Source organism: Kineothrix sp. IPX-CK (assembly GCF_039134705.1).
GTDB lineage: Bacteria > Bacillota > Clostridia > Lachnospirales > Lachnospiraceae > Kineothrix > Kineothrix sedimenti.
Genome location: NZ_CP146256.1, coordinates 3,870,402 through 3,885,751 on the forward strand (window position 1 = coordinate 3,870,402; position 15,350 = coordinate 3,885,751).

General features: G+C 31.5%; 9 protein-coding genes. All 9 read right to left on the reverse strand.

The window, feature by feature from the left end; genetic code table 11:
• Positions 1-3 precede the first annotated feature (3 nt).
• Positions 4-963 carry a glycosyltransferase family 2 protein gene (locus V6984_RS18495; protein ID WP_342757071.1) on the reverse strand — a complete coding sequence of 320 codons (960 nt, stop codon included), beginning with the start codon at positions 961-963 and terminating at the stop codon, positions 4-6.
• 27 nt (positions 964-990) lie between these two features.
• Entirely contained in the window at positions 991-3,069 is a 2,079-nt protein-coding gene (locus tag V6984_RS18500) for a glycosyltransferase family 39 protein (RefSeq protein WP_342757072.1), read from the reverse strand.
• A gap of 556 nt (positions 3,070-3,625) precedes the next feature.
• Positions 3,626-5,344 (reverse strand): hypothetical protein, encoded by a 1,719-nt coding sequence (locus V6984_RS18505; RefSeq protein WP_342757073.1) that lies wholly within the window; start codon positions 5,342-5,344, stop codon positions 3,626-3,628.
• Positions 5,334-6,443: an acyltransferase family protein gene (locus tag V6984_RS18510; RefSeq protein WP_342757074.1), complete on the reverse strand. Its 1,110-nt coding sequence runs from the start codon at positions 6,441-6,443 to the stop codon at positions 5,334-5,336. The genes V6984_RS18505 and V6984_RS18510 overlap by 11 nt, the downstream gene beginning before the upstream one ends.
• Positions 6,444-6,464: 21 nt before the next feature.
• Complete coding sequence (locus V6984_RS18515) at positions 6,465-7,877, reverse strand: MBOAT family O-acyltransferase (RefSeq protein ID WP_342757075.1); 1,413 nt, start codon at positions 7,875-7,877, stop codon at positions 6,465-6,467.
• 15 nt (positions 7,878-7,892) lie between these two features.
• The gene (locus V6984_RS18520) at positions 7,893-9,035 is read right to left on the reverse strand and encodes an alginate O-acetyltransferase AlgX-related protein (RefSeq protein ID WP_342757076.1); all 1,143 of its coding nucleotides are present in this window, start codon (positions 9,033-9,035) and stop codon (positions 7,893-7,895) included.
• A 28-nt stretch (positions 9,036-9,063) separates the two neighbouring features.
• Positions 9,064-13,146 (reverse strand): methyltransferase domain-containing protein, encoded by a 4,083-nt coding sequence (locus V6984_RS18525; protein ID WP_342757077.1) that lies wholly within the window; start codon positions 13,144-13,146, stop codon positions 9,064-9,066.
• 12 nt (positions 13,147-13,158) lie between these two features.
• Positions 13,159-14,472, reverse strand: coding sequence for an ABC transporter ATP-binding protein (locus tag V6984_RS18530; RefSeq protein ID WP_342757078.1), 1,314 nt, complete (start codon positions 14,470-14,472; stop codon positions 13,159-13,161).
• A 14-nt stretch (positions 14,473-14,486) separates the two neighbouring features.
• Entirely contained in the window at positions 14,487-15,278 is a 792-nt protein-coding gene (locus V6984_RS18535) for an ABC transporter permease (protein WP_342757079.1), read from the reverse strand.
• Positions 15,279-15,350 lie beyond the last annotated feature (72 nt).

Consider the following 15,350-nt stretch of genomic DNA (forward strand, 5'->3'; position numbering starts at 1 on the left):
TAATCACTCCTTATCTTTCTGGTTAAGCCGATAATCTAATCCTCTTATTCTGTATTGAATATCCTCCAATATCTTTCTATTAGCAGCAATTATATCAGCCAGCATTCCTGTAACAATAGTTTGAAATCCTGCAAGCATCAAAACCGCTGCTAAAATTAATGATTGCACGTGCCCTGTACCACTATCCCCAATTAAATACATAATATAGCGTATACCCAAAAGAATTCCAGCAGCAATAAATATACCTCCTACCAAGGAAAAAAACCTAAGAGGTTTATACATCATAAACGCTCTAACAATGATTAACATAGATTTTTTAACATATCCAAACATGCTATTAAACAATCGCGAACTTCTCAATTCTGGATTCGTTCGTATCGGAACCGAAATCATTGATAACTTCTCTCTTCCAGCTTGTACAATCGTCTCTAAGGTATATGTGTATTCATTCACAACATTCAATCGCATAGCCGCCTCTCTGCTATATGCTCGAAACCCACTAGGTGCATCAGGGATATCTGAATTTGATGCTTTTCGCACTACCCAACTTCCAAGCCATTGTAATTTTTTTTTCATAAACGAAAAATGATCAGTTTGTGATATTGGGCGTTCTCCGATGACAATATCCGCCTTACCATGTAATATAGGTTTAACTAACTTTTCTATATCTTCACCGCAATATTGATTATCCGCATCTGTGTTGACAATAATATCCGCACCATTTTTTAAGCAGGCATCCAAGCCGGCCATAAAGCCTTTTGCCAGTCCTTTATTCCGTCTGAAATTTACTACATAGTTTACTCCCCATGCTCTTGCCACCTGTACTGTTTCGTCTTTGCTCCCATCATTAATAATGAGATATTCAATTTCATCAATTCCTTCAATGTGCTTAGGTAAAGCATCTAATGCAATTGTTAATGTTTCAGCCTCATTATAACATGGGATTTGAATAATTAGCTTCATTTCTCATTTACCTCCTTTATATTTCTTTCATTTTTCACTAATAATAATCATAACTTTATTACTTAATATATCTTCAACAAATTTTTCTTTTTTAATTAATTTTAATTGAATCTCTAGTGTCCCACTATTTTCAAAATATTTATCCGGTAAAATGATTGCTCCCAATCCATTTTCATCAGTCGCCATATCCTGTACTTTCTCTGAGTTAATATATACTTCAAATAATTCTTTTGGTAAATTAGTCTGAATACCCATTGCCGAATTACCATTCTCTTGTATATTAAACCCTTCACCTTCTGTAATATTATCCGGATATGTTTGCTCAATCGTTAATGAGTCTGTGTCTTTTAAACTAATTGGGAAATCGTAAATTCCATATATTTTATCTTTATATTCAAATTGAATATATGGCTTGCTCACATAATTACTATCTACTTCACATAATATAATACCTTTTCTGTCTCCAAATTTATTTTTATCAAACTTTTCTACCTTCACTAACTCTACTTTTGTATAATTAGCATATGTTCTATCATAGTACATATCCATTTGTATACCATCTTCATAAAAAACAATTGGCCTATCATCATTCATTGTCCAGAATTCGATATCCCAGACTAAATTATTAACCGGAATATCTGTAACTAAGTAATCATAATTTTCTAATCCATATTCATCATTAAATTTTTCTATTTGATTACCAAAAATACCATCATATTCGAAATCAGCATAAGTGAAACTCTTGATTAACCCATATAACAATACAACTATTAATGCACATACTGTCCACATATTATATTTTGATTTATTATATATTAACAAGGTTAAACCGATTACATAAACTACAATGACCACAATATATATGTCTTTCAAATAAAGGATATCTCTAGTATTAAAATCCCCCAAAAAACTACTTCCAAGATTGAATATAGAATCCGTTATTAAAACTAATGTAGCAGCTATCGATATTACTAAACTTACTATATGGCAACCAATTAGCAATTTAGAATTAATCATCAATTTATTAGTAACAAATATAAAATATACAATGGCCCATAACCCACCAATACACCAAATATATCTTCCAAGTATATGGAATACATCAGGATAATTATATTCCATTCGCCACGAATGGCGTATAGATGCTACTTCTAATGCCCCAGTTAATAGAAATACTAAAAGTATAAATTTTGAAACAAACAAATCATACTTTCCTAAAACAGTATTCCACACTCCTAAAAAACAAGTAGGCAGAATAAATAACAAACTTAATACTGTATAGGAGCCATATAGAACAATCATTTTTCCTAATGACTGTAGTGTAGCATATTCCTTGATGGATTCTCCACCTACACCTGAAGAAATGGACACTCCCAGTACATCTAGAAACCCCTGACCGTCTCCTAATTGATTAATCATATATATTGCCCATATACCATATATAATTATATATATAAGAAAAATTTGGCAAAGTCCCCATATTTTATCTTTTTTAATACTTATTTTCCATTTACCATCATATCTTTCTATTAACCACACTAATATAAATACTGGCAATAATACAACTGTTATATGCCTTGTTAAATGAAGTGAAACTAATAATATACCCAAAATCATTCTTCTAGTTAAAATGTTTTTTTGTAACGTCTTCATAAATAAATAGAGTGTTAAAATCAATAGTGGAAAATATAAATTTTCACTCATAATACGTGGAGTTGACATATACTGCCACTGAAAAATAGTAGCAATAAACGAACAAAGTAAACTATATTTTTCTTCTAAAAATAACCTGCATAGTTTCCATGTAAAGAATATAACTGTTGTCGTTAATATCGCATTTATTAATTTAGCTACTAAATAAAAATTATCATCAAACAAAAAAGCTAACGAAATTACTAGCGGATATCCTAACGGATAAGTAGTTGATGTATATTTATTTAAAAATATTAATTCCATTGATCTTCTTCTATAAAGTAACTCATCACCAAATACAACTGGACCTGTAATATTTAAACTAATTACGATTTTAATAAACAGGCTAATTAACACAAGAAAAAAGACACCCACTTGATATTTGTTTATATTTTTAAATTTCTTAAATTCCACTACTTAACCTCCAAAATTCTTTTAGATTCTCTAAAAGTTCACAAATTTTATCCTTATCAGAAAGGATTATTTCTGTTCCATAAATTTCATCCAACAGTCACATCACTACTATCTTACCATAATTACGTTATCATATTTTTCGTTAAACATTTCATTATAATTGTATGATATCATGGAATCCTTTAAAACAAAATAAACTTATCCCCAAATTTAGGGTACAGGAATTTCTTAATAATTATTTTCTAGTAAGTAAAATTCTTGGAATTGACCAAACATATCGGAATCCAAATTTAAATTTGCAATAACTTAGTAAGTCCCCTATTTATTAAGTATCATTAACTCAAACTTCACACTTGAATAAGTTTCTACTTTAAAATTCAATACCAACTGACATATGATGGCACAAATCCACTGACGTCAATATCATTAAGTTACGATAGAAAATCTCCTTTTTCAAACATGTTCATTTTTAAAATAATTGCTATAAACGTATTTATATACAGAGAACAATTATACTAAGCAAATCAATTTTCTACCCTCCTCTTATCAACACTCCCTATTTTAAATCGATTTCAACAGTAATAATTTCTGAAAAGCTCTCCGCCTTAGTATCATATACCTGAATATTCAGGCTTTCATCATCTAATAATATCTGTGGGACAGTCGTTGATATAAAATCACTCCCTATTACTGTATTAAGCTCTTTTCCGTTAATAATTATTTTTAGATATTCATTTATAATATTACTCACTATTGCAATATCCAAAGTACCATCCTTATTAAAATTGGTTTCTTTGTTTATTTGCTCTGGATAAACTGATTCTATTTCGATAGGGGGTATACTCATATCACGTTCAACTTCGATAATAGAATTATTATTATACTCTAAAAAGATATAGGGTTTTACAGGTTCAATGGGAAATTCATCAACAAGAAATATATTAAGTGATGGATCATCAAACAATAATTTCATGGAGTTTCCTGGTCCATAATAAAAAATATTATAAGTATCTTCAGTACTTTTTACAAAAATATTAGACTGCTCTACCGGTTTTTCAAGTCGTTCCAGTTGTTTTAAACCTTGTGCATCGTTGTAACATAAATCCATCCAATTTGATTTAAAACCAATCATACCTGATGTAAAATTTATTAAATATAAACCTATAATAATAACTATACTAACTTCCCACAAGTACTTTATTCTCGTCTTTAAAATATTGTAAATAAAAGCAGATACTGTAATTCCAATAAAAACAGATGGAATATATAGGTATAACCTATGTTGCATATTCGCCATAGTCAATACTACAGAAAGAGATATCCCAATACAAGTTATAAGAAATATTATTGAAAATTCTTTTTTCTTTATTGCTGAATATATTGCATATAAAAAAACTACTATAAAAAACGAAACCCCTATAACAGCCCCTTTTGTATATTGATAAAATGTAAATCCAGTATTTGACCAATCAAAGTATAGAAATAGATATTTAATAGCATTATGAAATAAATTTGGTATACTAAAATCTTGATAGTATGGATTATCAGGACCAATTTCTTCTATTCCACCCCTGAAGAGCAGAAAAACAAATAAAAACATAATTATTATCTTGCCTATTAAATACCATTTTATTATAATTTTGTTCTTATTTTTTATTGCCAGCCATATTTCATATATAAATAAAATAAGTGGTAGCGTTAACGTCATTTCTTTACTACGAATAGACAGGTAAAAGCATACTAGGGCCAGTGCTGCATAATTAAGTTCATATCTGTCTGATATTCTGGCTTTTAAATAAAACATAATACTTAAAAGTGCGAATAAACAACATAATAAATCATAGACTGCAGATATCCATGATACACTCATAATAGATAATGGATAAATTCCAAAGATAGATGCTGCTATAATTGATAAGTATTTTTTTTCTTCGGTCGCAATAAAATCAAAGAGAAAACACGATATTTTATAAACCAAAAAAATATTGATATAATGAATAAATGTAAAAATAATATGATAGTTTTGGTAATTTAATCCAAATAATACATTTAAAACTTTTACAAACATTGATCCAATAGGTCTGTCATTATAAGTATGAGTAGGAAATATTTTAAACAATTCTTCAAAGCTATTAAATCTTGCATAACATATATTTGAATAATCATCAAATATAAAGCTATTCTTTAAATCTATCATCCATAAAGTAGATAAAAAACTAAATAAAAAAAGCATACTTAGCAAAAAATGAACTTTAATTTTTCTATTATTCAGCATTTGGATTCCCTCTTTTTATATTATTTTGTATTTTTGCATTAAAAACAAAGTTTAAAATCATATTCCTTTCAGATATACATGATATCAATAAACATATTAAAATTGATACAATTGTTATAAATAACCATTGAAGTGTTACAGAATAATCGGGCACTAATTTTTTTAGATAATCTAAAGGATATAGATTCATCGCGATTAGTAATCCAAAAATCATTTTAAAAGCTGCAAAATGAAAAATTAAAATAATATACGTTCTTTTTCCAATAAATATTAGCAACTTTTTTATTATATAGGTATTCTCTAATATTTTAGATAGTATGTAGCATATATAAATAGGGCATAAACTTGAAATCATCTGAATCAGTAAAGAAGCATCAAATTGACGAGTTGGCCAATTCATGGGTAATTGATTCGCAAAATAAAAACTCCCAAAGAACAAAATAGTTATTAATGAAACAATAATCATTAATTTTTTATCAATATAATACTTTATATTTACATAACGCCTTAATAATACTCCAATACTAAAATAGCCAATCCCAAATAAACTTAAGTCAAATAAATAGGGCAATATTATATTACTTTTAATGATACACCAACCCCAAATGGCTAACATCAGAGATATTATTATATCCAGATTTTTAAATTTAAATTTATTGGAAAAACTACTAATTAATTTAAATAACACTTCAATAGAAAACAGAACAAATAAAAACCATGTAGTTCCGCCTAAGTCCGGTGTTCCTAAATATTTAACAAATACTTCTAGCCTACTTATCAAACCAAGTGCCTCTCCATCTTGAAAAAATGAGTACAAATTAATCCTCTCTAAAAGCGTATAGAACAATATGTACACTATATTGATGCTTATCATCGGTAATAATAACGATACAACCTTACGCTTTAAATATTTCATAGCTGAATACTTATCACCGGAATAAGTATAACCAGAAATTAAAATAAATGCCGTCATATGAAACATATATATATATATTGTAAAAGGAGAGTTTGAATGCCCCATAACCATTAAAATAATACAAATAGCTTTGAATATATCTATCCAATCAATGCTGCCACTGCTTTTTTCATGAGTATCCACAATCTGTAATCCTCCGCCCTTCTAAAATCTCAAATATATAAAAGGATTAAATTCACTTACTAGCATAAAATAAATCGAAAATATAAATATGCCTATTAGTAATAAATCACTTATTATATTATCGCATAGCTTCTTTCTGATTTTTCCTGCTGGAATACAGCATATAACAGAAATAATAAAAAAGAATATATATTGTCTATTCATAATCTTCCAAAAATCCAGCTGCCAGATATTATCAATCCGAAATTGGAACATGCTTGTAATATACTTTATAGCCTGCGGTATTGATTCAGCTCTGAACATTACCCAACCTATAATAACAACCAGCATCGTATACATATGCGAAACAGCTCTGGGAGCCTTTTGTAGGATTTCTCGCAATCTAATCCTTTCCAAAATCAAAAAGAACCCATGATAGATACCCCAAAAAATAAAGGTCCAATTTGCCCCGTGCCATATACCTGTAAGTAAAAATACAATACCTAAATTTACATATGTTCTAGCCTTGCCCTTCCGATTTCCTCCCAAGGGAATGTATACGTAATCCCTGAACCAACTAGATAAGGTTATGTGCCATCGTCTCCAAAACTCTTGTATACTTTTTGATACATAAGGATAATCAAAATTTTCTGCAAAAGTAAATCCAAATATATTCCCCAGACCAATTGCCATATCTGTATATGACGAAAAATCAATATAAATCTGCAACGTATAGGCTAGCGCACCAATCCATGCAATTACAAAATTGTCTCCACCCTGCATACTAAATATCGCATCTGCTACTATTCCCATCTGATTTGCCAGAAGCATCTTTTTACAAAAGCCTTTTACAAAGCGAATTAAACCTCGATATGTTTTATGTAAATTAACCTCTCTGTTCTCAAAATCCTTTTCTATTTGGGAATATCGTACTATAGGACCCATAATCAATTTGGGAAATAGCATAACGAATAGGGCTAGTTTTATGGGATTTTTTTGTGGGATTACCTTTCTGGAATATACATCTGCCAAATAAGAAATAATCGAAAATGTAAAAAAAGAAATACCCAACGGTAATGAAGAAATAGTTGTTTCCATAGAAAAATTAATATCAACACTTTTTCCTACACTGCCAACAATACTAATTAAAAAAGCAGAATATTTATATATTACAAGCATGCCAAGATTGATGATTATGCCAATAATGAATATAGACCTTCTAAGTACAACTGCGTTTTCCCACTTATCTAATAAAAGTCCTATCACATAATTAATCGCTATACTAATTATTAATAAAACACAGGATTGAAGTCCTCCCCATGCATAAAATATAATTGATACTATTACGAGAAATAAATTTTCCAACTCAATCTTATGAAATTTGTAGATAATGATATATATAAGTAATAATATCGGCAAAAACAGAAATAAGAATGTTGTTGATGTAAATGCCATCTTATTTTCCTCCCATCATTTTAAAACATCTGAATTTAGCAGATAATCTATAAATCCAAAGCTCATCTGTTCAATTGCCGCTTGATTAACCTCTAAAATTAATATATCTTTGTTCTTCATCAATTGTTCGATATCTAATTCAGCATAATCAGAAAAAGATTGTATATTACTATATTTGTCTTGAAATAAAGACGTATTCTCCATATGTACTGCATTGCTTACAATATCATTATTAACCAGCCACGTTATTGATTGTCCCATAAAGCTGCCTCCCCGACAAATCAAAGATGGCTGTTGTTTCCCTACTTTTGAAACCGTAATTAGCGGCTCATAATATTTATCATATGGTTCTTGTATGATATTCATTAAATAAAATATATCTGCATCTGGAGCTAGTGGTTCTTCCACTTCTTTTTCTTCAACCTCGATTTCCGTCAAGTCATACCCTAACTGTACTTCCATTTCTTGAATCAACTGCCTGGCAACTTTAGTACCTGTTACCTGTGACCAATGTGTTCCGGTCTTAGAAAAAATATTCTTGCCAGTAGACAGCTTCATGGTTTGCACATATTTTGCTGCATCAAAGAAGGGTAAATCAGCATCGCTTATACCCTTAGCAAATTTTTCATATGAAGACTCTTGTTCTTCTGGCGCACACCTATAATATATGTCCGGAATATCCTCAGGGTATATTTCTGCTTTAGAAGGTGTAATATAAATAAATAACTTAGTTCCCTTACTTCCTAGTTTTTGTTGTAATAATTGCAGTTTATTAATTAAGTCGCTGGTATACTCATCAGTAACAGGGGGGATATATTGTAATTTTTTATAAATATATTCCAGTTCGTATAACTGATTATTTTTACCTATAGCTTCTCCTGAATGGGGACTCTGATTAAATATAGTATATATCAATTGATTGCCGCTTTTTATAACAATACCCCTCCCATTTATATTCTGAGAAAAGTAATCTTCTATGCTTTGCTGATAAGAACCATCCATAACTTGAGATATTGTAATCTGTGGAAACTCGTTGTTCAAGGTAACTCCTGCCAATTCCATATCAAACTTTAATGGGAAAATTCTTAAAGTAATTGGCAAAAACAAAATAATACTTATTAAAGCTATCGTGAAAATTTTCCCCACTCTGTTTTCCATATCGTACCTCTTTCTAAAAAACAAGTCGTCAAGACATGTCTAATTTCAGAATCTCTTTCGCATGCTTATCAAGAAAATGATTTTCAATAAATAAATTGCTATTATCGGATTTTATTTTCAATGCTTCAAAATCTTCGTATACATCAATGATTAAACTTGCTATCTTTTCCGCATCATCCTCCACCCAGAATGCTTCTTCATTAGTACTCAGTCCCTCTGCTCCTATGCTTGTCGTAACTAACGGTATCTGATTATATATTGCTTCAAGAACCTTTCCCTTGACCCCTGCTCCGTATCGCAATGGCACAACATCTATTCTACATTCTTTATATAGCTTTTGCAATTCTTCATCAGATACAAAGCCTTTAATTATAATGTTTACACTGGCTAGATCCTGAACAGTTTTCGGTGGTTTAGCTCCAACAATATACCAAATAATATCGGGATATTTTTTAAGGATTCTAGGGAATATATCTCTAGCAAACCATAAAACGGCATCTTCATTAGGCGGATGTCCAAATCCCCCCACAAATAAAATGTTTTTTCTATTTGCAAAATCCTTATCCACATCTCGTTTAATATCTGAATAAATATATAGGGGAATGTTCCGTATTGGTTTCTCAGGAAAAATTTCTTTTAAATATTGCTCCTCATAACTTCCAACAACATGAATTACATCTGCCTTCTCTATTAGCCCAAATTCGATTTCCTTCCATCTTGCGGCAGATTCTAGTAATGCTTCTTCCTTTGTTATTTCATATTGGCGCAGCTCCCGAACATGACATAAATCTACATCATAATAAATAACTTTAGCATTTGTATATTTTTTTACCAAATCAATGTACTTTACAGAGATGTGTGGTCTCTGTAAATATACATAATCAAAATATTTACCATTTTCTTTTAGCCAATGTTCACAATTATTTAAATAATACTCACCATACAATATTTCAATCCCTTCTTGATTCAAAATCGTCGTATATGGCTCATGTTTATAAAAATTATCTCCAATAAACGTTACATGCATTCCCATTTCAACAAATAGTTTTAAATACATAAACGTTCCTCTTCCACCCGCATCTTTATCAAAGTGCGGAACGTAATGATCAACAACAAGGATATGCTTTTTAAACCTGCTCCTATCCTTAGCCAGAAAGACACTCTCTCCATTGGGATAATTTTCTTTTTCCAAGACTTTTTCCCATTTTCTATAGAATTTTTCTTTATTCACAAGTTGGTAGGCCTTCTGTCCGGCGGACAGACTTGTCCCATTGGATATTCCTTCAAAATGTACAACGCTGGAAAGTGGTTGGTATATCACCTTAAAATCGTGCTTTCTTACTTCAAATGCCAAATCCACATCTTCATAATATGCCGGTGCAAATTGTTCATCGAATCCCCCTATCTTTTCCCAAAGTTCCTTCCGTATCATGATACAGGCTCCGGAAATAAAGTCTACCTCTTTCAAATAATTATAGTCTGCCTGCTCCGGATTCGTACGATTACCAAAGTTCCATGCAGAAGCATCTTTCCAAACAATCCCTCCAGCCTCTTGAAGCCAGCCATTTTGATATATAAGCTTGGGACCAACTAAGCCCACCTTACAGTCTGTCTTCATAATACCTAACAATGGTTTCAGCCAGTTATCCTGTACTTGCGTATCATTATTAAGAAATACTATGTATTTTCCCCTCGCCACTTTTGCTGCCTTATTACAGTTTAATAGAAATCTTAGGTTATCCTGACTCGTAATTTTTCTTATATTACTTACAACTTCTTCTATTTGACTTGTAAAATCAGTAGAATTGTCATCCGCTATTATAATTTCATAAGAAACATTTCCACTATTATTTAAAATAGATTTGAGACATCCATAGGTGTATTCAAACTCATTATATACAGGTATTACAATTGAAACTTCTGGATTATCATTCTTTGGAAATTGTAGTTTCTCATAATCCGATAATCTCTTTTTTTCTTCAATGCTTTCCACCTGTATTGCGGTATCTTTACATGGAAATATTGAGGAGCTTTCCCTCTCCTCAATATTTCGGAAATACAAACGTACCCCTTCCATCCCGTTCGCCTTTAGGTTTTCGCACAATATATTGAACTTTAAAGATTTAAAAGTCCGATACATCGTCCTGGGATGACGTAACGTCTTCAATAAAACTCCAAACAAAAACCTTCTATTACTATTTTTAGGAAGAATCTTGAAACTTAAATTCCTCAATTTGAGTGCCATTTTATATGATCTGGAATTTAACTCTCTCTCTGCTAAAGCCCTATATTCTCTCAATTCAGCTATTTCCTTGTCGAGTTTTAAAATATGTTCTCCCCGCAAGACCACCTCATGTTCTAAATTGCTCTTTTCCTCATCCGCTTTGTTTGCTTTTAGAAGCTTATTTTCCCATTCTTCTTGTTTCTTTTCCCATATTAACTCTGACTCTTTTTGCATCTTTTTATATTCTATTTCTAATGCATTGCATTGCTCTTGTTCTTTTTGTAATTGCAGAATATATTCATTCTTAGCATTGATTTCGTCGTCCAATTGTCTCAAATGCTTATTCCTTACTTCTTCCGCTTCCTGCAGTTGAAAAATGCGTGCAATTTTCTTATCGTATTCAGTATCTTCATTCATAAACACGCTCGAGATACATGAATTGGATAAATCTCCATTAGACGCCAAAGCTATAAAGTATTTCCCTTCTCGCAGATACTTTTCTGTGTTCTTAAAATACTTTACCTTGTCGTCCTTATCCTCGACAGAATCTATAAACGATGCAACTTCAAAATACTGATTATAAAGTTTAATATTTTCAAATTTCGTTCCTAAAAACCGAATAAACTCATCCTTATAAAACTCTTTTATGTGAAATTCGTTTTTGAAATTATATAAGTCCGAATAAATTTCTTTATTAGGAGTAGACATGACCAATATTCCATCTTTTTTTAAAACTCTTCCTATTTCCCGAAGAAATCCTACTTGTAACTCTTCCGCAACATGCTCAATCGTTTCAAAAGACACAATTATATCCACGCTATTATCTTCAAGGGGTAATTCCGCAATGCTTCCTATAACAAAAGATAGATTAGCAGTATCCCCGTATTTAATTTTTGCCCGCTCTACTGCTTCATCGCTGATATCCAACCCTATTACTTTCTCTGCTGTGCTTGCCAAAATATTACTTCCATATCCTTCGCCACATGCAGCATCCAGAACGGTTTTATGGCGCACCAATTCCTGCACGCTTTCATATCTTTGATAATGTTCTATCTCAAGCTGCACATCTCTTATTCCCGGTACAAATCTTTCTCCTGTAAATAAAGACTCTATTGAATCTTCTGTCCCCTTTTGCGCAGCAATAACAACAGAATTATATTTGAAATATTTATCCATGCTCTTCTTTTTCCTTAAATATTCATCATAGCTCTTGTCGACATCCGTTATTTCTTTTTCCGTATAAAATACATGCTTTTTCTGTATATCTACACTGTAACCAAAGCTTTCTAAAATTATGCCAATATCGTCTCCCCAATCTGTAACAACCAGACACCCCTCCTCATGTATAGGATCCCCATGGTAAACTTTCTCTTTATCTTGTCTACCTATTGTTTTTCTTCCTTCATGTAAAGGAACAGTAAAAATATGCTTTCCTCCAACTTTTAATACTCTCAAAATTTCACTCATTGCTTTCTCAAAATCACATATATGTTCCAATACATCTTCCGAGATCACAATATCGAAAGTATTCTCATCAAAAGGTATGTTGCAAAGATCAACACATAAAACGTCATTGTATATACTTCCAGAGGGCACCTGACTAAAATATTCACAACATGTATATCCTTCGCATCCCTTTAAAGCATTATGAATATATCCGCTAGAACACGTATTTAATATTCTATATTTGTCCAATTTTTCCTTTTGGTTTTTAAGACCAGTATTCTCTCCACGTATATAAGCTATCACTTCACCTGCGACATCAGAATTTCTCAATGAAGCACCACAATGTACACATGTTGCCTCACGCAAGAGTACCACTTCATCTTCCGCCTTAAATTCAGTTAACATCCCACAGATCTGACAGACTTCTCTGGCAATTATCATAACTCCCTCCAATTATCTAATAACAATATCCTTATTATCATATTCTAAAATCCTAGTATCTGCATCTAATTCTATTAAAGCAATGTTAAAGCCTTCATTTTCAACAAATATCGTCTGACAGTTATGAATTCGCGAATGAACCACGTGATTCTCCTGTGTCCCTGCCGCTACCGCCAATGTAATAAGGTATTCACCTTTGCACATTCTAGGCAACTTCAAAGAAAATAAAGCTTCATATACTTTATTGTTACTTACTTGTCCGATGTATTTTTTTTCCATAAAGTTATTAATTCCAAAGACTCTAACACCTCTTAAATTCTCTAGTTCAAATCCGAAAATTACATGTTCTAAGCTTTCATGAAACCTAGCTACAATGCCAAAGGAATACTCCTCCTCCACTTTTAACAGCTTAGATTCTTTTCCATTTTTATCCTTGATGTAAAAAGATAATATTTCCACTTTTCCAGTCCCTGTAATGGCTTCTGCTTTTTGAATGTCCAACCTGGGGAAACGCTTAATCATACTATTTGCTTCAATTCCACTAGTTTCATTATGCATTTTTATCTGAGAAAGCAACTTTTCATTTTCCGCATTAGTTCTTTCAATCTGTGCACTCATGTAACGCTCACACACAGCATTAGCCTCGCCGACTTCCCTAAGAACTCCTTTATCCAGCCAGACTACTCTCGAACACATTTTTTTAACGGATACTATATCATGAGAAACAAACAAAATAGTAGTTCCACTCTGTTTAATCTCCTCTAACTTATGGAAACATTTAGCTTGAAAGAAAGCATCCCCCACCGCTAACGCTTCATCTATAATCAGTATTTCCGGTTCAACATTAATAGCCAATGCAAACGCCAGTCGCACCAACATTCCCGAAGAATAGGTCTTAACCGGTTGATATACGAAATCTCCTATATCTGCAAATTTTAGAATTTCTTCCTTTTTGGCGTCCATTTCCTCCCTTGTGTAGCCTAAAATCGAGCCATTCATATATATGTTTTCAATACCAGTATATTCCTCATCAAAACCTGCTCCAAGTTCCAAGAGCGCAGATACTTTTCCATTTACAAATACATTTCCTTCAGTTTGCTTTAATACTCCGGTAATAATCTTTAATATTGTAGATTTTCCAGATCCGTTTACTCCAATAATTCCAACGGTCTCACCTGATTCTATGCTAAAGCTAATATCATTTAGAGCATAAAAGGGTCTATGATAAATCTTATGTCCGGGACGAATTGCTTCTTTCAATCGGTCCGACGGTCTATCATATATTCTATAAACTTTTGAAACATTTTCAACCTGTATTGCATTCATGACAGCATATTCTCCTATAAAACATCCGCAAAATGTGGCTCCATCTTTTTAAATAGCTTAACTCCGCCCATAAATATAACTAATGTAAAAATCCAGAAATACAAAGCCATATATGGCTTTGTCCAAAAGCCCACATGATATACAAAACAATCTCTAAAACCATCTACAATATATGTAAACGGATTAAGGCGAAGTATCCAATGAATTTCTTCCGGCATTCTTGAAATATCCCACATTATGGGAGCAATCCAAAAACCAAACTGCAAGAAGATACTTACTATTTGATTGGTGTCCTTTACAAATACATTAATCGCCGAGGTCAAATAGACAAGACCTGTCACCAGCATAATATTACATATAAGATAATAAATAGTTTGCAGCCACCAAACAGAAGGACTTTCTCCAAAGATCAGAAATACTAACATTAAAATAAAAATAAAAATAAAATGAATAAATAATGAAGATACAACTTTTATAAGCGGCAAAATATCGATTCTAAATACCATTTTTTTAACCAGATGTTTATAAGAGGACAAAGTAGATACCCCGCTTTGTAGTGTATCATTAAAGAAAAACCATGGGATAATTCCCGGCATAAGCCATAATACATATGGCATATTTTCTACTGGATTACTTTTAAATCCAATTTGAAAAACAAAATAATATATCACGATACTTACAATTGGTTGCATAAAAATCCAAAAAACTCCTAAATATGAACCAATAAACCTCTTTTTAAAATCAGATGCTGCCAACGTTAAAATTAGTTGCCTTCTATTTATAATATCTTTTATTTGTCTTATCATTACCAGTAATTACCTCTCCCGTAATAAATCTTGCCTGTAATACTTAATCTTACTATACTTTTGGCTTTAATA